We start from the raw sequence: 22157 nt of genomic DNA on the forward strand, positions 1-22157 counted from the left end.
ACAAATGTACGTAAATCCACATTATTTCATTAAAAAGCATCTGTTTGCGGCTTTTCTGTCTCTGGCTGCGGGCAGTGCGCGTGCCGGTAACGGCGATGTGGTGTTCGGAGAGACCTTCGACACCGAAGACGACTTTGCCCGATGGACACTTGTTGACAACAATGGCGGACGCACATGGGAATTTCTCAACGGTGCGATGGCATACATGTTGGATTATCAGACAGGTCTTCCGGGAGACGACTGGAGCATTTCTCCGGAGTTCCATCTTTCTGCCGGAAGGGTGTATGAGCTCAGTTTCCATCTCGGAATAAACTCAAAACCGGAAAATCTGAAAGTGTGTCTCGGAACGTCGTCAGACCCTTTAACGTTCACCACGGAACTCGCCGATTATAATAATGTGGTGTCTTCCGATTCCGGGAAAAAGAATGTCAAGCTATATGTAAGTTCTGACGGAGCCTACCGTCTTGGCTTTTACGCATACAGCGAGCCCAACATGCACCGCATAGACATAGACAATGTATATGTGACGGACATCTCTTCGGCGGGTGTGCCCGGTGCTGTCACCGGTCTGTCGGTTGTTCCGGCAGAGCTTGGAGGCATGTCGGCGGAACTGTCGTTTTATGCTCCTGAAGTTACAGCCACCGACGGTATTCTGTCAGGAAATACGGACATCAACATCTACCGTAACGGCAATGACGTCCCGGCAAAGACATATAAAGATGTGAAGCCGGGCGCGGGGCTGACGTGGAAAGACACGGAACCGGTACACGGATTCAACACCTACCGCATTGTTGCGTCAAATGCCGAGGGTGAGGGCGCGGCTTCCGAACGGAAGATATTCGTGGGTCCCGACGCTCCGGTAGCCGTTTCCGATGTTGTGGCGAGACTCAATGCGGACAAGAGCGTCACCGTGACATGGAACGCTCCGGCAGCTTCTGTTAACGGAGGATATGTCGATTTCGACAATATCACATACACCATAGCCCGCGACGGCAAGGTTATAGCGTCGTCATTCAAGGGTGTCGCCTACACAGACAAGGTGCCTGTGGAGCGCGGTCAGGCTCTCGTGTCTTACACCGTCACCCCTGTCGCTGCGGGGCATAGCGGTGAGGCGACTGTGTCTTCGTCTGTCCTGAGCGGTGTGCCGCTCGGACTGCCCTACAAGGAGTCGTTTTCCGGACAGACTCCTGCTGTGCCATGGTTTGTTGACGGCAATGCCGCAGACTTCGAATGGCACACCATCGGTGACGATGAAATGGGCGAATTTGAGGAAGTAATGACGCAAGACAGCGACAACGGAATGATTGTCGCCGAGTCAAAATACGCCGACTACGACACCCGTTCGCGCTATGTCTCTCCGCTCATCGACCTTTCCGGAGCCGTCAACCCTGAACTCCGGTTCTGGTTTTACAAAGCCCGCAGTCCGTGGTATGACCCAGACTGGGACGGAGAAGTGAACGACCGGCTGCAGGTTCAGATATCTTTCGAAGGCGGAGAATGGCAGGATGTGGACAATGCGCTGTTCTATCAGAACGAGAACTCGGACGGATGGGTGGAGTGTGTCGTCAATCTGCCGAAGCAGAAGGCGTCGTTCGCCAACATCGGACTGCTCGCCATCGCCGAGGCTGAAGCCGGAGCATATCGCAACATGTATGTGGACAACATAAGTATAGACGAGTCCGAATATGCCAACGACCTTGCCGTCACGTCGTTTACGGTAGACAACAAGCGAGCCGGCATAGGCGATGACGTCACCTATACGGCTTCAGTGTTCAATCATGGAGGCAATGTAGCCAGCGGCTACAAGGTGGAATTCGTGCGCGACGGAGAGACCGTTGCGACAGTCAACGGAACTGATGTCAACCCCGCCAGCACCGTAAGTGTAATCTGTAAGCTCACAGCCACGCCTGCCGATGCTGTCGCCGACAGCCATGAATGGCATGCCGTAGTGAGGTATGATGCCGATGAATTCGACGGAAATGATGTTTCCGGTACACTCGTCACCTCTGTGCGGCGTTCTGATTTGCCCGTTGTCGTCGGTCTTTCAGCCACAGGTGTCCCCGGCAATGTGTCGCTCACATGGAATGCGGCATCCTCAGTCGCGCCGGTGGAGCATGGAGAAATGCATACAGTGACAGACGGTTTTGAGGACTACGAGCCGTTCATTATAGACAACATCGGTGCTTGGAGCGTTTACGATGCCGACAAGTCGACTACCATTGTGTCGCCCCGCATCCCCGTAAGTTACGACAATCAGGGCGCGCCGATGGCATTTCAGGTGTTCAACCTTGCGCAGGCAGGCGTGTGGACGGACGACAATCAGGACTACGCCTTTGTTCCTGTTAATGACGCAAGCAGGCAGATGCTTGTGTGCCCGTCGGCAGACTGGCCTGCCGAAAACGACGACTGGCTCATCACTCCGCGCCTTGACGGACGGCGGCAGAAGATATCTTTCTATGCCAAGGGTGCAACATTCGACAACGAGTGGATAAATGTATATTACTCCACCACAGACAATCACCACGACAGTTTTGTCAAGCTTAACGAGGACGACCATATCGTTGTGAGCGACGGATGGCACAAGTACACGTTTGAAGTGCCCGAAGGCGCCCGATATTTTGCCGTGCGGTGCGTGCGCCGTGTGGTCATGCTCATGGTCGACGACTTCACATATGCTCCCTATGACGGCAGCCGTGAGGCTGATGAACTGTTGGGTTACAATGTCTATCGCGACAATGTCAGGATAAATGCCGGACTTCTGACCGCCAACAGATTTACCGACATGGAAGCCGGTCATGACGATGCTGTGTACACGGTGACGGCTGTTTACGGCAGCGGTGAGAGTGCTTACTCCAATGAGGCAGTGCTCACAACAACCGGTGTCGTGCGTCCTGACACAGACACTCCGGCTGTCGAGGACGCGCGCTACGGCGTTGACGGACGCCGCCTCAATAAACCTGAAAGGGGAATAAATATAGTGAGAATGTCCGACGGAAGCATACGCAAGGTAGTTGTGAGATGAAGCTGATGTATTAATCGGATTATGGGAGACTCTCCGAAAGGCGGGTCTCCTTTTTGCGTTATGTGTGTGCCTGCGACAGCAATCTTTCTCTTGTGGCGCGGCTTGTGTGCGCGCACGTGACAAATCTTCCCGTTAATATGTTTTTGCAAGTTTATTCGTTTTTTTCGTATAAATATTCTGGCTGCGCTGAAATAAACTCCGCGAGAATCGGCTGTTTGCAGACGGAAGTGCCGCCGCATGCGAATACGCTTGTATTCAGGCGGTGGCGCAATTGTCTCACAGTCAGTGTTATATGTTCACATCGCCGTTTCCGCGCCTCCGGATTCATTCTTCCGCAGTGTCAGAAACCCCCTTTCGCATTGCCAAAGAGCCTCTTCCGTGTGCCGGCAATGCCTTTTCCGGATGACGGAACGGCATGTTTTGAGATGCGGAAGAGCCTTTTCGGCATGTCCGTAGACGGTGGACAGACTTCTCAAATTGTTTTTTCATGAATTTCAAAGTGTTTCCGTGGAATTTCCGTTATGTCCCGGATGCGCCGTATTTCTGTTTCCGATATTTCATCTGTCAAAATATTTTACTTTCCGTTTTGCATTTTTATACGGTTTCATATACGTGCAGTCTTCATGCCGTGTAAGCGCACGGTGCGGACAGAAGCGACTTATGTCATACTGTGAGAAGATAAAAATATACAGGGTCAGATTGTTTTATATGATATAAAATGCTTATATTTGCAACCGGATTTTGTCTGACTAAGGACATACAACCATATTAATCTTATTGTCACCGCAATGTGGAACAGGCATCGTACGGATGCCGTGAACGGTGAAGCACATTATTATATATAAACTGAAAACCTCAAATAAAATGAACAGAACCATTATTTTATCAGCGTGCATGCTGATGTTTGCCTCGCATTATGCAGGTGCACAGAGGACGGTCTCAGGATTTTCCGAGGTCAGGATTACCGAAGGCGACAGCAAACTGATAGACGGTCAGGAGCGCACGGAGCCTGACATATACTACGTTGACAAGGGCGACGGCACATATCAGGCGATACGTCTTACCGTCGCACCGGCGGGAAGGTCTGCCATGACCGTGCCTTACATCTATATGAACACCTCACATTCGATATGCGTCAACTGGAAAAGCATGACCGACGGAGCCGGTTCGGTGGTGAGATACGGTCGCGACGCCGACAATCTCTCGTCCTCCGTGGAGGCTGGCTCCACCCGTATCACGGCAAGACATTTCTGGAACTCGGCTGTGATAGACCATCTTGAGTCGGACGCAGTGTATTATTATCGCGTGGAGAGCAAGGCAGGAAACAGTGATGTTTACCGCTTCCGCACGATGCCGGCTCCCGGTTCTGGGAAGAAGATACGTGTGCTTCTGATAGGCGACCACCAGCGTAACGAACGCTCGGACTATGAGTGGATGCTCAAGGCGACGCAGCGCACGGTAAGCGAGAAGTATGGTGACGCTCCGTTTGAGGACAACATCAATTTCATAATGAACGTGGGCGACCAGGTCGACGGAGGCTGGAGCGAGCTTTATGAGACGGTCCATCTGTTCAAGTCGAGGTCGGTCTCACCGTCGCTTTCCACCATGACCGCCGTGGGCAACCATGAATACCGCGAGGACCCGGAGCTGCGCCTGTATAAGAGCCACTACCGTTACGACGCGCTGTCGTATGCCGGAATAAGCAGCGGAACGGCTACTTATTACGCCTATCAGGCAGGAAGGACGCTCTTTGTGGTGATTGATTCCGACGACCCCTCGGCTGAGCAGAAGATGTGGGTGCGCAAAGTCATTGCGGCGGCTGCGGATGATGAAAACGTCGATTTCATCGTGAGCGTGCAGCACAGACCGCTTTATGCGGAGCAGTATTCGGGCGATGTGTCGCCGTGGATGCTCAATGAGATAATGCCTATACTCTCTTCCACACCCAAACATGTGCTCAACTACTCCGGACATCACCATCTCTACGCCCGCGGACAGATGAGAGACACGCCTGTCTATCACATCATAAGCGGCGGCGGAGTGGGCACTTCGGCGGAGGGATACGAGCAGCTCTGGGGCAAGACTCCAGACAACTACAATCATGAGGAGGTGCAGAAGACCATAGACCACTGGACATATCAGATAGCCGAGTTCGACCCGCAGAGCCTCACCATGACCGTGGAGACCTACTCGGTGGGCAACTCACGGCTGGCTCTCGACAATGTCCTTGTCGACCGTTTCGTGCGCCGTCTGGGCGACAACACCGTTCCTGCGGTGCCTGCCGTGACGCCTGCCGGAGGCGAGGTGACGCTTCCTTACGTGTTCACTCAGGCCGGGAAGGCAGACGGCATAGCCGCCGTGGAGTATCAGATTGCGCGCGACGACGCTTTCAAGGACATCGTCCTCGACCGTCTCACCAACTGTGAGGACTTCTACGGGGTTGACGACAAGTACATGCCTCTCGACATAAACGCAGGCAAGGACATCACCCGCCTGTCGCTCGAAAGCGGCGCGCTCACCGACGGAACATACTACATACGTGTCCGCAACCGCAATGACAACCTGCTGTGGTCAGACTATTCCGCTCCCGAAAAGTTCACTGTCACCGGCTCCACGGCACAGTCCGCGCTCTCGCTTGACGGACATTTCTTCCGTACGGGCAGTGAACTGGAGTTCTCATATGCCGGTGCTCCGGTGGGAACAGACGCATGGGTGGGCATCTACGTATACGGAAAGACGCCCGGAACGGCTGACCTTTCATACAAATACGCATATACCGACGCTGCGTCGGGCACATGGCGATGCACCATAGACGAGCCCGGCGCATATTTCGCGGTGCTTTTCAAGGACAGCGGCTACACTGAGATAACCGACCGCGTGACGTTCATGGTGAGCGACAACTGCGACGACAACACCCTGCCTTCCATCACTACAGACAGGAAAGTGTATGCCGAGGGCGACCCGGTGAGCGTTTCTTACGACAACGCACCGTGCATCGACCGCGACTGGATAGGGCTTTACGAGCGTTCGGTAGTGCCCGTAAGCTCCAAGTGTCCCACCTATGCGTATGTCGGAGACAGTCCTCAGGGCAGTCTCACGCTTAATGTTGAGGGCACATACAACTTCACCTCGCCTTTGAAGGCAGGCGTTTACTTTGCCGGATACTTCAATGCCGACAACTACCACGAGCCTTGCGGACGCGCGGTTTTTGTCATCGGCAAGCCCGTGGTGCTGGAGACCGGACGTCCCGAATATCTTTCCACTGAGAAGGTGGAGGCTTTCTATGAGGGTCTGCCGTGCTTCGGCGACGAGCAGGTGGCTGTGTTCGGCGGAAAGGGTCTGCAGGCATGCTTCCCTGTAAGCGGTTCGGGCGGCAGCGTGGAGATAGGCAGTCTGCCCGAGGGAGAGTATGAGATGTGTGTCGTGACAGAGGGTATGACCGAGATTTCCAGCCGTGTCGCTTTTTCTGTCGTGTCTCCTACAGGCGTCAGCAGCGCGTCTTCCGCACGTGCGGAGGTGACGCTCGCAGGCGGCAGTCTGTGCGTCTCGTCACCCGAGGGAGTGCGTAATGTGGACGTGTATGACTCCTGCGGCACTCTCATAGCGTCTCACGATGCCGACGGTTCAGAGCGCGTCAGCATCCCGTTTCACGGATATGTCGGCGTGTGCATCGTGAATGTGAACGGTGAGACCGCCGGAAAACTTATGTTGAAATGAATCAGGTATTATATAACAAGTCTCTTCCTTTGACGTCACCGGCTCATGCCGGTGACTTTTTTTGTACCGTAGTGTTGCCCAATAGGCTAAAAACACGTATTTTTGTAGTAGTATTGCACAATGTGTAATATATAAAGCCGGACGTCAGCTCCGGACTTGGGAGAATCATATTAAAACATTCATCCGATATTATGAAACCTTTACGACATTACGCCGCCGCCCTGATTGTGATGGCATCGGGTGCGGCTTATGCGCCTGCCGGAGCCGGCAGCCTGATCACTTATGTTGACACAAGCATCGGAACAGGTGCCAACAACGCAGACTTCACACACGGACGCGAGCCTCTGGGACAGTGTATGCCTGCGGTGCTCGTGCCTTACGGCATGAACTTCTGGACACCGCAGACAGAGAGCTCGGAAGGTCACGGCGTGAGTCCTTACTATTACAACAAGACACGTATGCACGGATTCCGCAACTCCCACTACATCAGCGGGGGCAGCACGCAGGACTATGGCTCTGTGTCTATAATGCCTCTGCTCGACACTCTTAGGTGTATGCCGGAGGACAGAGCGTCAGAATTCAGCCATATGGATGAGGTGCTGCGTCCCGACTATTACTCTGTGGAGCTGTTCGGAGGCGACATCAGGGCGGAGATGACAGGCACGTCGCGCACCGGCATATTCCGTTTCACCTACCGGAAGGCAGGTACGGCTTATCTCGTCATAACGCCCAACAGCGACGAAGGACAGGGACAGGTGAGCATAGACGCGCGGCGCGGAGAGGTGACAGGGTGCAATCCGGTGCACCGTATGTACCTGCGCACGGGTCAGCCTGCCGGGTTCAGCGGTCATTTTCTGGTTCAGGTGAAGAACAAGGTGACCGGATGCGGCACCTACGACGGCAGGACGATAAACGCCGGGCGCACGTCTGACGGCGGGAGAAAGAACATAGGGGCTTACCTCAGCTTCAAGGTGGACGCCGGAGACGAGATTATCGTGAAGGTGGCGTCGTCGTTCTGCGACGTGGAGGGAGCCCGCAACAACATGCGGATGGAGAATCCCGGATGGAGTTTCAATAAAGTACGCTCCGCGCTCACACGTGTATGGGAGAAGCATCTCGGCACTCTGAAGGCTGAGGGCGGCACCCGCCAGGAACTCGTGAAGTTCTACACCTCTCTCTATCACGCCTCTTTCTGCCCCAATGCCATGAGCGATGCCGACGGACGCTACCCCTCGTTCGCAGGCGGAAAGACCATTGAGCGCACGCATGCCACCTATTATGACAACTTCAGTCTGTGGGACACGTTCCGCGCCCTCCATCCTCTCATCACGCTGCTCCGCCCGAGCCTGTCGGGCGACATGATGGAGTCGTTCGTCAACAAGTATGAGCAGAGCGGATGGCTGCCCATGTTCTCGGCGTGGAACAGTTTCACACAGGAGATGATAGGCGACCATGCGGCTTCGCTGATAGCCGAGGCTTACTTCAAGGGAGTGCGCAACTTTGACGTAGGGAAAGCCTATGAGGCACTGGTGAAGATGGCGTTCGAGACACCCGAAGACTATTCCGACTACGCCGACGGCAAGGGGCGACGCGCGCTGAAGTCGTACATCAGATACGGATACATACCTCTGGAGGACCCCGTGAAGGAGGCTTATCATGGAAAGGAACAGACATCGCGCACGCTCGAATATGCTTACGACGACTATTGCGTGGCGCGTCTGGCAAAGGCGTTGGGGCACGATGAAATGGCGGAAAAGCTGCTCCAACGCTCCAAAAACTACCGCAACGTGTTCGACCCACGCACGGGCTACGTCAACGGACGGCACGAGGACGGACGCTTCGCGGACGGAAAGAGACCCGACCGCGGACATTCTTTCATCACGCAGGGCACACCGTGCCAGTACAGCTGGTATGTGCCCCACGACGTGTATGGCATGATGGAGTGTATGGGCGGTCGTGAGGAATACATCCTGAAGCTCGACTCCATGTTCTCATGCAACCGCATGTGGCACGGCAACGAGCCCGGACACCAGATAAGTTTCATGTATAACTATGCGGGACAACCGTGGAAGACCCAGCGCGAAGTGCGCAACATAATGAAGACGGAGTACCGTCTCGGAGCCAACGGACTGTCGGGCAACGACGACTCGGGGCAGATGTCGGCATGGTATATATTCGCCGCGATGGGCTTCTATCCCGTATGTCCGGCGGCGGGATACTACAACATATCCGGTCCGACGTTCCCCAAGATGACAATAAAGATGGAGAACGGGCGCAAGTTCACGATAGTGGCGCGCGGTGTTTCAGACACGAACATATACATACAGAGCGTCACCCTCAACGGCAAACCGTATGACAAGAGCTACATCAGTCATGACGACATAGCGGCGGGAGGGCGCATGGAGTTTGTCATGGGCAGCAAGCCGAACAAGGAATGGGCTGCCTCCGCAGACTGCTGTCCGCCGGGGCTGACCCTCTGAAACGCCCTGCCGGTGGGCTGCCGGTGAGGAGCCGCGGAGAGAATGAGGCTCACCGGCGGCAGGCGAGGAGCGAGCAGATGAGCCACACCGCGCAAAACGCTCTCGCAAGGAGCGGCGCGTCGGCTGGGAAAACAGCCGCGACGAATGCCAGCTGGGCGTTTATCAGCCTCCACATGCGGCTGTAGCTCACTTCCTCCTCCAGCACATCAGAGTAGTAGCGGCGCAGTCTTTCAAATGGTCTGAATGCTGTTCCGGCAAGCTCTGATGAGGTCCTGCCGCAGCCTGTCTTGCTTTGCGAAAGGGTGATGTTCTTTTCCATATTGTCTGTTATGTGTTTAGTAGTGGGTCAATATTGTTTTACACTGCAAACCTACTGCATTATATGGAAATAATGTTTCCACTTTTCTGACATGCGGTTAATTAAAGTTATAAATGCATTAAAACACCATTCTGATATAAGAGAAAATGCTTAAACCACACTTATATGAAGGACTTGTAGAGGCGGGATGCGACGAGGCGGGACGCGGATGCCTTGCCGGGAGCGTGTTCGCAGCCGCTGTCATACTGCCCGCAGGATATGACAACGCAGCCCTCAACGACTCAAAGAAGCTCACGGAGCGCAGGCGTTATGAGCTCAGAGAGCAGATAATGGCAGACGCGGAGGCGTGGGCTGTGGGGGAGGTGACACCGGAGGAGATAGACAGGATAAACATACTGAAAGCCAGTTTTCTTGCCATGCACCGCGCGCTCGACCTGCTCAAGGTGCGTCCGGAGGCGGTGATAGTGGACGGCAACAGGTTCGTGCCTTACCGCGACCTGCCTTACACCACGGTGGTGAAGGGCGACGGAAAGTATCAGGCGATAGCCGCGGCGAGCATACTTGCCAAGACTTTCCGCGACGACTACATGAAGTCGCTCCACCGCGAGTATCCCTGCTACGGATGGGACGGCAACAAGGGCTACCCCACGGCGGAGCACCGGCGCGCCATAAGGGAGCACGGCGTGTCGCCATACCACCGCATGAGCTACAATCTTCTGGGCAACGGAGAGCTGACACTCGACTTCAAGGACTGACCGCCACGCTTTTTGTGCGCGGCAGCGGAGCACTCCCCGCGCGGCTGACCTGCCGCCCCTGGCAGAAGGAGCGGGCAGCCACATGCCGCATCGCATCCCTCCCCACAGTCATGCAGCCTCCTCGCCGTATGACGGCGGAAAAAGTTTCAAACTGAATTATTCGTACAATGAGAATGAACAAATACGGCCGTGAGCTTGAACTTATAATACTGCTCACCAGCGAGACACCGCTCACGGCACTGCAGATGTCAGAAAGGCTGGGCATCACACGCCGCAACCTTTATTATTATCTCGACTATCTTAAGAGCTGCGGATTCCGCATCATAAAGAGCGGCACGCACTATCAGCTCGACCGCAACGCGTCGTTCTTCAGACGGCTTCATGAGAACATCGCCGTGACGGAGCGTGAGGCTGAGTATCTGCTCAGGCTTCTCGACGGTGTGCCGGGGCAGGACTCCACGGCTGCGTCGGTGCGAGTGAAACTGTCGAGGGCGTACGGGCTTGCCGACATAACCAATCCTGAAGTGAGGAAGACGGTGAACCGCAACTTGTCCGCGCTTAAAAACGCCATCGCTGCGAAGCGTGTGGTGAGGCTGTGCAGCTACTCCTCGCCGCACAGCTCTACGGTGTCCGACAGATTGGTCGAACCTTTCCTGCTGATGGACAACGGACAGGAGGTGCGCTGCCACGACCTCGGGTCGCATACCAACAAGACGTTCAAGGTGGCGCGGATGAAGGATGTGGAGATGATGGACGTGGAGTGGATGTATGAGAAGGAGCACAAGCAGGTGTACACCGATGTGTTCATGTTCAGCGGGGAGGAGCGCAGGCGCGTGGAGCTGAGGCTCGGGCAGCTGTCGCATAATCTGCTTGTGGAGGAGTATCCGGCATCGGAGAGCTGCATCACAGACGACGGCGGACACTGGATTTTCGCCGCCGATGTGGTGTCGTTTCATGCTGTCGGGCGTTTCGTGCTCGGTCTTTACGACGACATAAGCATCCTCGGCAGCGACGAGTTCAAGGCTTACGTCAATGAGAGAATATCACGCATGCGGAGCCGTTGAACCGTCAACGGTGGCTCATGAGACGATTTTTGTCTTGCACGAAAATGTCATGCGTCTTACTGTATGGACTCGTCAGTTTCATGGGAGAATATGATATTTTTCATGAAAGAGTCTCATCCGTATTACAGAAAACAATCTCTGTCTTATTTGAAAAACATCAACTGTTTCACGGTATTATTGTTATCGTTTTGTGATAAAGGCTCTCTTGGCTTGCGGAAGAGCCTTTCCTGACTTCCCAAAGAGCCTCTTCGGGCTTGCGAAAGAGCCTCTTTCGCAGCCTCAAAGAGGCTCTTCCGCAACCCCGGAAAGCCTCTTCCGCAAAGCAGGCGTTTTCCCCCTGCCTGTCAGGCGTGCCCTTACGGTCGGGCTCACCGTTCCTTTCCGTCCTCTTTCATCCTCTTTATCTCTTCCGCAACGATGCCTGCCATCACCTCCGCGCCTTTTCTTCCGGGGTGTATTCCGTCGTCCTGCATGAGCGACCTGTCGCTTCCGAAGAGCGTGTGAAGGTCTGTTACGCGCAGCTTCTCTTTCTTCGCCACACGCCGCATGAGGGGTATTATCGTCTCTGTTATAACCGAGTCGCTTATCCCCTCGGAGTTGTCCCAAGCCTTCATGGGCAGAGCCAGACATATCTCCGGCTTCGTGTCGAGAGCCTTCAGCGACGCTGTCATCCTCCGCAGGTCGGTCTCCAGCGCGGCGATACGTCCGCGGTTGGCAGGCTTGCTGTCGTTTGTCCCGAGTTCCATAACGACGATATCCGGTCTGAAATCCATCACTTCGCTCCACTCCGGCCCGTTTATGTAAGCCCGGTCGCCCTCCGACAGCATCGTGCTGCCAGCCGCTCCGAAGTTCCTCACGTTGTATCCGTCGCCAAGGATGCGCTTCAGCCGCGCCGTATAGCCGTATGTACCGCTCATGTCCAGTCCCTGTCCGGCGGTGATGCCTGTGCCGATGCACGCCACTCTCACGGCGTCCCTGCGCGGCGTCTTCAGGTTGTCGAGCCATGAGGCGATGTCCTGCAGCAGTTGTTCATGATATATGAAGGATGTCTGCGAGCCGAATCCGTGCTCGCCCTCTGCATAGGCGTACATCGCTGCAGGTATGCCGGCGTCGCGCAGTGCGGAATAGTAAGCCACACCGTTTGTCACAGGCGGCACGAGCGTGTCGTCGGTGGAAAGGAGTATCAGAGCCGGTGGGGTGGCGTTGCGGCGCACCTGCAATTCGTTGGAATACATCTCCACGTACCTCCTGTTGTGCCTTTTCTCTCCGAGAAAGTTTGTCACCGAGCCTGCGTGCGTCCTGTCCGCGTCCATAGATATCACCGGATAGAACAGAATCTGGAAGTCGGGTCGCGACCTGAGAGGAGCGTGCGTGGCGAGCGTGGAGGCGAGATGGCCTCCTGCCGACGACCCCATTATGCCCACATCGTACGGGTTTATGCCCCACACCGCGGCACTGTCGCGCACCATGCTGACAGCTTTCCCGGCGTCGCCCACGGGAATGCTCAGGTCGCCGTGCGGCATACGGTAGGTGAGTATCATGCAGGCTATGCCGCGTTCTGTGAAGAATGGAATCCAGTTAGTGCCCTCGTTCTCCATCGCCAGCCACTCATATCCTCCGCCAGGACATATCACCACAGCCCTCCCTGTGGCTTTGCCGCTCTCGGGCAGACACACAAGGATGTTCGCCTTTCCGTCGGGCGAGATGTTTCTTCTGAACTGTCTGTATGCAGAGGAGTGCGTCTGCAGTGAGCATAGCAGGGCTATGAGGATGAGTAATAAATTCTTTGTCATAATGTTTGTTGTATTGATATGTATATCTGTTTCGCGTTGTATGGCGTCAGGAAAAAACGGTTTTGTTCTACCTTATTACCTGCCCGCTCATATAATGTTCGCAATGTTGGAAATTATTGAGACAAAGGTAGATAAATATAACAGAAAGATTTGCTGATATGTTATATTTTTTCTATCTTCGTTAACTGAAAGTTTAGAAACAAGGTATTCATTAAATTATTCAGTTATTATGTCTAATCAGAAATTCTATGATGTAACTATCCCTATAGTGATAAAAGACTGCGAGGGAATCAGTCTGGGTCAGGAAGTCTTTTTGATGCATGGCTTCAAAAAGATGAAGGAACCGGACAAGGTCTACCGTATGCGTTGCCTGGTCATGGCGGTGTGCCTTGAGGGCGAGTGCGGCTATACTGTCGACACCATAAGCCAGAGCATCCGGCCTAACGACATCTTCGTGCTCAGGAAGGGGCAGGTGGTGACCGACTGCTGGCAGAGTCCCGACTTCAGAGGCTATGTGGCGCTTTTCTCTTACGCGTTCTTTGATGAGGCTATCAAGGGAATGAGCGGTCTGTCCTCTCTCTTCCTCTTTGCCAACGAGCATGCGGTGCGCAACATTGATGACGTGGAGAAGGAAAGGCTCGTTGCATATTATGATATGATAAAGAGCACCATAGATAACGAGATGCTGATGTACCGTCACGAGACGCTTCAGGCACTCGTGTCGGCATTGCTATACGATATAACCAGCGTGATAAGCGGTTCTTACAGGGGGGCTTCGGCAGGCTCACGTGCCGAGCGCATATTCTTGAACTTCATGCATCTTGTGGGCAAGAACTTCAGCAGGGAGAGGCGTGTCAGCTGGTACAGCGAGCAGATAGGACTGTCGCCAAAATATCTTTCCGAGACGGTGAAAAGCGTGAGCAACCGCACTCCGAACGAGTGGATAGACTATTATGTGATGCTTGAGCTGCGCGTGCGGCTGCGCAACACCGAGTCGTCCATAAAGGAGATAACGCAGGGCATGAACTTCTCGAGCCAGTCGTTCCTTGGCAAATACTTCAAGGAACATGCCGGAATGTCGCCCTCGGAATACAGAAACAATTCAAGATATACCTAAATCGGCAATTACATTTCATCCGTATTCCGCGCTGCTGTCGGGCGGACAGGCTCACGGTTTTTCAGAAGATGTGGCGTGATGCACATGTGAAGGTGGTGAGACTGCGGGTCGGCGGCGGTGCGGAATATATATAAGAAAACGCCTGGTTTATTCGTATGTGTCACGGACTGTGTCACGGCAGATGCGGGACAGATGGTGTTATGTCCGGAATTGCGGCTCATACGGCAATGCCTGCCGCCGTAAGTCGTGCTCCCGCCGTGTCGCCGCGTGCATGCCGTCAGGGTATGATGCCCTGCCTGCGCAGCTCCTCCGCCACGGTGCACAGCTCGTCATACCATTCCTGGCCGAATCTTCTTGTAAGCGGCTCGCGCAGGAACCGGTATAGCGGAATGTCTTCCTTCACGCCTTTCCTCACCGCGTCGCGGCACACGTCCCATCTGTTGTAGTTGAGAGCCGTGCCTCCGTTGGCAAGCCGTTTCTCGCGTATGGGATAGAGAGCGCAGCTTATAGGTTTGCAGAAAGCGGTCTTCCCGTTGCGGAAGGCTCGCTCGAGAGCGCACATGCAGCATCCGTTCTCATAGCAGGTGAACACGCAGTCCTTGCCGTCTACGATGCTTGTCACGAGGTCGCCGTCGCGGTCGGTGTATGCCACTCCCTGCCTGTCGACCACAGACTGCGCCCTTGCCGACATGTCGCCCCACACAGTGTCGAGCGCGTCTTCTATGCCCCCGATCTCGTCAATGGTGACCGGCGCGCCCGCGTCGCCCTCCACGCAGCATATGCCCTTGCATGCGTCAAGGTCGCAGCAGAACCGTTCCGTGATGATGTCTGACGACACCAGCACGTCGCCCACTTCTATAATAGGAGGTATGTTCATTTTCTTCGGTTTTGTTTGTGATATGTCTTCCGCGTGTGTCTGCTCTTGTCCGGCTGACGGACAGACAAGAGCAGGTGTTTCTTACCATTTTATCGGTGTCATGCCGTTGGCTTCGAGATACCTGTTGCAGAGCGAGAAATGATGGTTGCCGAACCATCCTCCGCGGTTTGCAGACAGCGGAGAAGGGTGCACCGACTGCAGTATGAGGTGTCGGGAGGCGTCGATGAGCCGTGCCTTGGAGCGCGCGTATCCGCCCCAGAGGATGAACACGAGATGGTTGCGGTCGCGCGACAGTGTCTGTATGGCGGCGTCGGTGAACTCCTCCCATCCCTTGCGCTGGTGGCTCGCAGCCTGATGCGCGCGCACGGTGAGTGTGGCGTTGAGCAGCAGCACGCCCTGTTCAGCCCACCGTGTGAGATTACCGGAGGAGGGCACAGGTGTGCCCGTGTCGTTTTCTATTTCCTTGAATATGTTCACGAGGGATGGCGGAAACGGCACGCCGTCGTTCACCGAGAAGCTCAGTCCGTGAGCCTGTCCGGGCTCGTGGTAAGGATCCTGCCCGATGATGACTGCCTTTACCTTATCAAACGGACACAGGTTGAAGGCGTTGAATATGAGGTTACCTGGCGGATAACACTTCGTGCTGGCGTACTCGGAGCGCACGAATTCGGTGAGTCTTGCGAAGTATGGCTTCTCAAACTCGGCTCCGATGTGTCTGCGCCACGATTCTTCTATCTTTACGTTCATGTGTTCTCGTGTCGTTGTATGATGCGCAAAAATACAATTTTTTCTCCTAAACGCAACAGGATTGCATGTTTTTATCGCTCCATCATCAAACAGTAGAGACGCAAGATTTTGCGTCTCCCGAACAAAGATGTGCCGGTTATCAGTGCGAAGAATGCTTGTTTTTTCGTTGCGTTCCTTGCTTGTGAGACGCAAGATTTTGCGTCTCTACTTGGTTACCGCAATAATATCGCGGTGGTAATGGGTATGTTCTTGTCGCTCCATCATCAAACAGTAGAGACGCAAGATTTTTCGTCTCCCGAGCAATGATATGCCAGTTATCAGTGCGGAAAATGCTTGTTTTTTCGTTGCGTTCCTTGCTTGTGAGACGCAAGATTTTGCGTCTCTACTTGGTTACTTCAATTATATCGCGGTGGTAATGGTATGTTTTTTATCGCTCCATTATAAAACAGTAGAGACGCAAGATTTTGCGTCTCCCGAGCAAAGATGTGCCGATTATCAGTGCGAAGAATGCTTGTTTTTCGTTGCGTTCCTTGCTTGTGAGACGCAAAATTTTGCGTCTCTACTTGGGTGGATTGGAGTTTTGCTTGTTGGATTTTTGCTTGTGAGACGCAAAATCTTGCGTCTCTACTTGGGTGGACGTAGGGGAGTCGTTGTACTGGGAAAATGATGTGTGTATGATATATAAATAATGTCCGTATATTATATAAATGTATGCGCGTGTGCGCGCGTATTATCCGGTAGGGTGGAAAAGCATGCTTGGGTTGGCGGGTGCGTAAATGCGAAATCCCGGACGCACGGTGTCTGTATGCCGTGTCATCCGGGATTGTATCGTTTTCAGTTCTCCGTTGTTGTCGGATTACCTGTTGTCCTCAATCAGGTTCTCGCCTGTCATGTCAGCCGGTTGTTCCAGACCCATGATGTGGAGTATCGACGGTGCGACGTCGGCGAGGCGTCCGTTCTTTACGGTTGCGCTGTTGTTGTCGGTCACGTATATGAAAGGCACGGGGTTAAGCGAGTGAGCCGTGTTGGGCGTTCCGTCCTCGTTGATGGCGTTGTCGGCGTTTCCGTGGTCTGCTATGATTATTGCCTCATAGTCGTTAGCCTTTGCCGCCTCTATCACTTCCCTCACACAGTTGTCCACGGCGTGCACTGCCTTGGCGATGGCGTTGTACACTCCCGTGTGCCCTACCATGTCTCCGTTTGCGAAGTTCACCACGATGAAGTCATACTCCTGTGTGTTTATTGCCCCCACAAGCTTGTCCTTCACCTCGTATGCGCTCATTTCCGGCTTCAGGTCATAGGTCGCAACCTTCGGCGACGGCACCAGAATGCGGTCCTCACCCTCGTATGGAGCCTCGCGTCCTCCGTTGAAGAAGAAAGTCACGTGAGCATATTTCTCGGTCTCTGCGGTATGCAGCTGCTTCTTGCCCTGCTTGCTCAGATATTCTCCAAGAGTGTCCATGACGTTCTCTTTCGGGAAGAGTATGTGCACACCTTTGAACGAAGCGTCGTACGGAGTCATGCAGTAATATTGCAGGTTCTTTATTGTGTGCATGCCCTCTTCCGGCATGTCCTGCTGTGTGAGCACCTGTGTGAGCTCCTTGGCGCGGTCGTTGCGGAAGTTGATGAATATCACCACGTCGCCTTCCTCTATCCTTCCGTCAGCTTTGGCGTTGCTTATCGGCTTGATGAACTCGTCTGTCACGCCTTCGGCATAGCTTTCCTCCATAGCCTTCACCATGTCGTCCGCCTTCTTGCCCTTGCCCTCTACGAGCAGGTCGTAAGCCTCTTTCACGCGGTTCCAGCGTTTGTCGCGGTCCATGGCATAGAACCTTCCCACGATGCTTGCGATGTGTGCGCCGTTGGCGGAGCATACGTCCTGCAGACGGCTTATGAATCCCGCGCCGCTCTTCGGGTCGGTGTCGCGGCCGTCCATGAAGCAGTGCACGAAAGTCTTCTCAAGTCCGTAAGCCTTTGATATTTCGATAAGCTTGAACAGATGGTCGAGTGACGAGTGCACGCCTCCGTCTGAAGTAAGACCCATGAGGTGCAGTTTCTTACCGTTCTCCTTAGCGTAGCTGTAGGCGCTTACAATCTCCGGGTTCTGCATGATTGAGCCGTCCTTGCATGCGCGGTTTATCTTCACGAGGTCCTGATAAACTATTCTGCCCGCTCCGATGTTGAGGTGTCCCACCTCGGAGTTTCCCATCTGTCCGTCGGGCAGACCAACGTCTTCGCCCGAAGCCTGCAGCTGTGAGTGCGCGCTCACTGCGCAGAGATAGTCAAGATAGGGCGTAGGAGTGTTGTAAATCACGTCGCCTGCACCATGTTTTCCGATTCCCCATCCGTCGAGAATCATCAATAGAGCTTTCTTTGCCATAATAATCTGTATTTAATGTGTATTTTGTTTTTATAAGAACAAGACGGTGTCTGAGAGCATGACAGAGTGTCCGCACCATCAGTATGCAACGTCTTCAGTCATTCACATGCAAAGTTAATGCAAATGTGATGCAATCTTGCATCTTTTATCTTTTTTTTATCTTCGTTTAATATTTATTCTGTCAGCGGCTTACTCTCTTGTATCTGCCGTTGTCTTTTATCTCGAACGAGTGTGTGCCCGCCTCAAGCTCCACCGTCTTTCCGCCGTCTCCGGCACCCGGTATGGTGAGTGTGGCTGTGGTGTTGGGCGGCAGTGTGACGGTGTAGGTCACGGTCTTGCCCTTGCGGTTCCATTTTGACACTATTGTGCCATAGGGCGAGTTGTGGCTCGCCTCGAAGTGTCTCAGGTCTCTGACGAAGTTCGGACGCAGGTTTATGTGTCTGAATCCGGGCTGCCGCTCGTCAGGGAATATACCTCCGAGACCCTTGTAGGGCCATGCGCCTATCTCTCCGAACATGATGTGGTTGTCCGATATGTCGCGCGTGGCTTTGAGGTTCCAGTTCTCGAGCAAGGTGGTGGCGCCGTTCACGATCCACCATCCCCACGATGGATAGGTGTCCTGCACGGCTATGCGGTAGGCGTCCTCGGCATATCCGTTCTCGCTAAGGGCGTTGAGGATGGCTTTCGCTCCGTGCACGCCTACGTCAAGATGCCAGTCGTTCGCCCTCACTTTCTCAGCCAGACGGGCAGCCACCCGCCGTGTCATGTCGTCCGGCACGACCTTCCACATCAGCGCAAGACTCATCTCCGTCTGCGATCCTCCGGCGTAGACAGCCGTCTCGCGGTTGAGGAATCTGGCGTTTATGGCGTCGCGGATGTCTGCCGCCAGCCTCGCGTAACGCCTGTGGTCATCGTCGTGTCCGAGCAGAGCCGCCGCCTTTGACAGTATTGTGGCGTCAGCGAAGAAATAGATGGACGATGTGAGCAGTTTGTCCGACTGCGTCTTCACAGGCACCCAGTCGCCCCGTCCCCATGCCGAGAGATGCTCCGGACTGTTGCTGTCCACATAGTCGACATAGCGTTTCATGTTGTCGTAGCATTCGGCGAGCGGACGCATGTCACCGTAGAACAGATAGATGTTCCACGGAATGATGGCTATCGTGCTCGTCCAGTCAAGCCCGTTGTCCGTGCCGTATCCCCATCCGTCGGTGGGTATGATGTCGGGCAGCACACCGTTGGGCTGCTGCTCGTCGCGGTGGTCGGCGAGCCACTTCTCGTACACTGTTATGGCGTCGTAGTTGTAGAAAGCCGTCTCTATGGCGAGATGGCCGTCGCCCGTCCATCCGTTCTTCTCGCGCTGCGGACAGTCTGTAGGGTAGCCCATAAGGTTGGATATGTATGCCATGCGTGCCGCCTGCACGGTCTTGTCGAGCAATGGCTCGGACGAGGATATGCTTCCCGCCGTCTCCACATCGCTGTGTGTGAAGTGCGCCGTGATGTTGCCTGAGCCGAGCGTTACGGGTCGGTCGGCTGTCACCTGCACATATCTGAAACCCTTGTAGCTGAACTCCGCGCGGAACGAGTCGTCCCCTCCGCTCAGCGTGAGTATGTCTGTCTGGAAAGGCTCAGTCTTTTTGTCGCCACGGTAATACACGTCGATGTTCGACTGGTCGAGCGTCCCGTCACCGTGAAGCCGTTCGCCGTGGCTTATGCGCAGGCGTGTTCCTTTCTCTCCTTTCATCCTCACCTCAGTCACGCCAGCCATGTTTCTGCCGAAGTCACAGACATAAGTGGAGTCGTTGATGCGCGTCACCTTCAGCGGGACGATGCTTTCCGTCAGACGTATCGGCTCCATCTGCTGTGACCACACGAGCGGTGCCGGTGCGCTGCGCAGGCGCACTCCCTGCCACTTGGAGCCGTCGAACTGCGGCGTGTCCCATCCCTTCTGCACGAGGTTGAAGTCGTAGTGCTCGCCGGTGTATATGTTGTTGTAGACGAGCGGTCCGTCCGACGTGCGCCAGCTGAGGTCGGTCGCCACTGTCTCCGTGGTGCCGTCGGTGTAGGTTATGCGCACGTCCATGCAGAATGTGGGGCGGTTGCGCCACGGCGCGCGGTCGAAGTCCCACACCGCCAGAGCCTGATGGTTGTACCACCCGTTGCCGAGCACCACCCCCAGCGCGTTGCGTCCGCCGCGCAGCAGAGACGTTATGTCGAACGTGACGTATGAGCACCGTCTGTCGTAGCGTGTATATACAGGGTCGAGGAAATGGTCGCCCGCCCTCTGTCCGTTGACAGTCAGCACGAACAGACCACCTGCCGAGATGTATGCCCTTGCCGACTTTATTGTTTTGGTTACATCGAATGTCTTTCTGAAGTAAGGCGCCGCACGGTGGTCCTTGTCGTGTCCGTCGCTTATCCACGCACCCCTCCATTGTCCCATGAGTCCCGTCTCAAACCGTGCCACACGCGACTTTTCCGTTCCGCCCTTGCCGTCGCCTGTCTCCACTCTCCAATAGTAGACGGTGAACGGCTGCAATGGTTTGCCGGCATAGGTCACGAGCCGCGCGTCCGAACGTACGGTGCCGCTCTCCCATGCGGAGCCTATGCCTTGCGCCACCTGCGCGCTGTCTGTGCCCACTGTCACGGAGTAGGTAGCCTGCGCCTTGCCTTCGCTGCGCCATTCCAGCCTCGGGGCGGTGTCGTCCACGCCGAGCGGATCCGTGAGATGGTTTGTCCTGAGTCCTGTGGGCTGCGCGCATGCCGTGGCGGCAGCCATTGTTGTGATGAGCAAAGAACGGATTCTTTTCATGTCATTAAGTGTTTTTGGTTTTTTATTCGGAGTAATAGCGTAAGATTGTATATTGTATTCCGACGGTACGCAGTATATGATGTACTGCGTGCCGCCTTCATTTCAGCTTTATTTCTTCTTGTTTCCCTTCACGGTAACGACACCCTGTCCGATGCCTGTTCCCGAGCCGGTACCCGCCCCGTTGCCTATTGTCACGCCATTGCCTATGCCGTTGCTTTTCGCCGGTTTCGCACCGTTGCCTATCGTGACACCGCTGCCCACGGATACGCCCTGCCCGATGCCGGTGGTGTGACCGCTGCGCGTGCCGTGTCCTTTGGGTGTGGCATGCGATCCGCTCTTAGGGAACAGTGTCCTGTTGCCGAACGACCTGACGGCTTTGTCAGACTTGAAGTCCTTGCCTTTATACCAGCTTTTGTTGCCGTTGTTTGCCCAGCTGTGGCTTCCGCGGTACACGCTGTAGGAGTAGGGAGTCTTGCGGTACATCTTCGAACGGTCCGGATAGCGCGTGTATACCTTCAGCACCACTCCGGCGTCCCATTTCGCAGGGGTGTAGGAATAGTCCGCCTTATAGAACTTGCTGTACTGCATTGGCGTGAGAACGCAGTTTATGTCATAGTTGCGGCGGTTGAGATGAGTTCCCTTTACATCGCGTGATGACGAGAGGGACATGAGGTAGTCGAGGTTGATTTCACACAAGGCTTCATACTGCGCCTCGTTCACGTTGAGTTCGTATGCCATCTTGTCGGTGAGGAAGAGAGCTTCTCTCCGTGCCTCTTCGAAGGGAATGGCATGTGCCGCAAGCACTCCGAGTGCCATGACGGCGAAAATCAGGAATCGTCTCATGTGTGATATGACAATATGTGTTTACGGTGACAAAGTTAGCGTTTTTTGTCCGTAAAAGCAAGGGTAGGGACGTGTCTGATAGTGGAAAAGTATTGAATATTCGTTTTTATTTCGTTTTTTATTGTATTACAGAGATTTACCCGGCATGGATTGAATTGGTGTTTGTGCAGTGCTGAAAGGCATTGGAGGAATGCGGATTCGCGGTAAGGATGTTGCGAGACAGTTGCGGTAACC

The 22157-nt window shown here is 54.5% G+C and carries 13 protein-coding genes; 6 read left to right on the plus strand and 7 right to left on the minus strand.

The genetic code is table 11. The features are described 5' to 3' along the window. Nucleotides 1–4 precede the first annotated feature (4 nt). From BN4609_RS01105 to BN4609_RS01115, 3 genes are all read left to right on the plus strand, one after another. Nucleotides 5–3022, plus strand: coding sequence for a choice-of-anchor J domain-containing protein (locus tag BN4609_RS01105; protein ID WP_068854959.1), 3018 nt, complete (start codon nt 5–7; stop codon nt 3020–3022). Between the two features lie 864 nt (nt 3023–3886). Then, a complete protein-coding gene (locus BN4609_RS01110; protein WP_084791309.1) occupies nt 3887–6739 on the plus strand; it encodes a purple acid phosphatase family protein in 2853 nt (950 codons plus the stop codon). Nucleotides 6740–6930: 191 nt separating this feature from the next. Continuing rightward, the gene (locus tag BN4609_RS01115; protein WP_084791310.1) at nt 6931–9219 is read left to right on the plus strand and encodes a GH92 family glycosyl hydrolase; all 2289 of its coding nucleotides are present in this window, start codon (nt 6931–6933) and stop codon (nt 9217–9219) included. Between the two features lie 49 nt (nt 9220–9268). Here the strand turns inward: BN4609_RS01115 and BN4609_RS01120 are convergent, their stop codons facing one another. Next, complete coding sequence (locus BN4609_RS01120) at nt 9269–9538, minus strand: hypothetical protein (RefSeq protein ID WP_068854962.1); 270 nt, start codon at nt 9536–9538, stop codon at nt 9269–9271. A gap of 146 nt (nt 9539–9684) precedes the next feature. On the opposite strand from BN4609_RS01120, the gene rnhB reads away from it, so the two are divergent. Both rnhB and BN4609_RS01130 read left to right on the plus strand, forming a co-directional pair. Next, nucleotides 9685–10293 carry a ribonuclease HII gene (gene rnhB, locus BN4609_RS01125; protein WP_068854963.1) on the plus strand — a complete coding sequence of 203 codons (609 nt, stop codon included), beginning with the start codon at nt 9685–9687 and terminating at the stop codon, nt 10291–10293. A 167-nt stretch (nt 10294–10460) separates the two neighbouring features. After that, a complete protein-coding gene (locus BN4609_RS01130; RefSeq protein WP_068854964.1) occupies nt 10461–11357 on the plus strand; it encodes a helix-turn-helix transcriptional regulator in 897 nt (298 codons plus the stop codon). 368 nt (nt 11358–11725) lie between these two features. On the opposite strand, the gene BN4609_RS01135 is transcribed toward BN4609_RS01130, so the two are convergent. Beyond that, entirely contained in the window at nt 11726–13150 is a 1425-nt protein-coding gene (locus tag BN4609_RS01135) for a GDSL-type esterase/lipase family protein (protein WP_068854965.1), read from the minus strand. 229 nt (nt 13151–13379) lie between these two features. On the opposite strand from BN4609_RS01135, the gene BN4609_RS01140 reads away from it, so the two are divergent. Then, on the plus strand, nt 13380–14267 hold the full coding sequence (locus BN4609_RS01140) for a helix-turn-helix domain-containing protein (protein ID WP_068854966.1): 888 nt from the start codon (nt 13380–13382) through the stop codon (nt 14265–14267). A gap of 277 nt (nt 14268–14544) precedes the next feature. Here BN4609_RS01140 and BN4609_RS01145 read toward each other — a convergent pair whose 3' ends face one another. From BN4609_RS01145 to BN4609_RS01170, 5 genes are all read right to left on the minus strand, one after another. Further along, the gene (locus BN4609_RS01145; RefSeq protein WP_068854967.1) at nt 14545–15144 is read right to left on the minus strand and encodes a DUF3109 family protein; all 600 of its coding nucleotides are present in this window, start codon (nt 15142–15144) and stop codon (nt 14545–14547) included. Nucleotides 15145–15225: 81 nt separating this feature from the next. After that, nucleotides 15226–15891, minus strand: a complete 666-nt coding sequence (gene ung / locus BN4609_RS01150) for a uracil-DNA glycosylase (RefSeq protein ID WP_068854968.1) — start codon at nt 15889–15891, stop codon at nt 15226–15228. An 856-nt stretch (nt 15892–16747) separates the two neighbouring features. Beyond that, entirely contained in the window at nt 16748–18271 is a 1524-nt protein-coding gene (gpmI, locus tag BN4609_RS01160; protein WP_068854970.1) for a 2,3-bisphosphoglycerate-independent phosphoglycerate mutase, read from the minus strand. Nucleotides 18272–18452: 181 nt separating this feature from the next. Next, nucleotides 18453–21080, minus strand: a complete 2628-nt coding sequence (locus tag BN4609_RS01165; RefSeq protein WP_068854971.1) for a glycoside hydrolase family 78 protein — start codon at nt 21078–21080, stop codon at nt 18453–18455. A gap of 108 nt (nt 21081–21188) precedes the next feature. Next, complete coding sequence (locus tag BN4609_RS01170; protein WP_068854972.1) at nt 21189–21923, minus strand: hypothetical protein; 735 nt, start codon at nt 21921–21923, stop codon at nt 21189–21191. Nucleotides 21924–22157: the final 234 nt, after the last annotated feature.

It is taken from the genome of Leyella lascolaii, assembly GCF_900079775.1.
Lineage (GTDB): Bacteria > Bacteroidota > Bacteroidia > Bacteroidales > Bacteroidaceae > Prevotella > Prevotella lascolaii.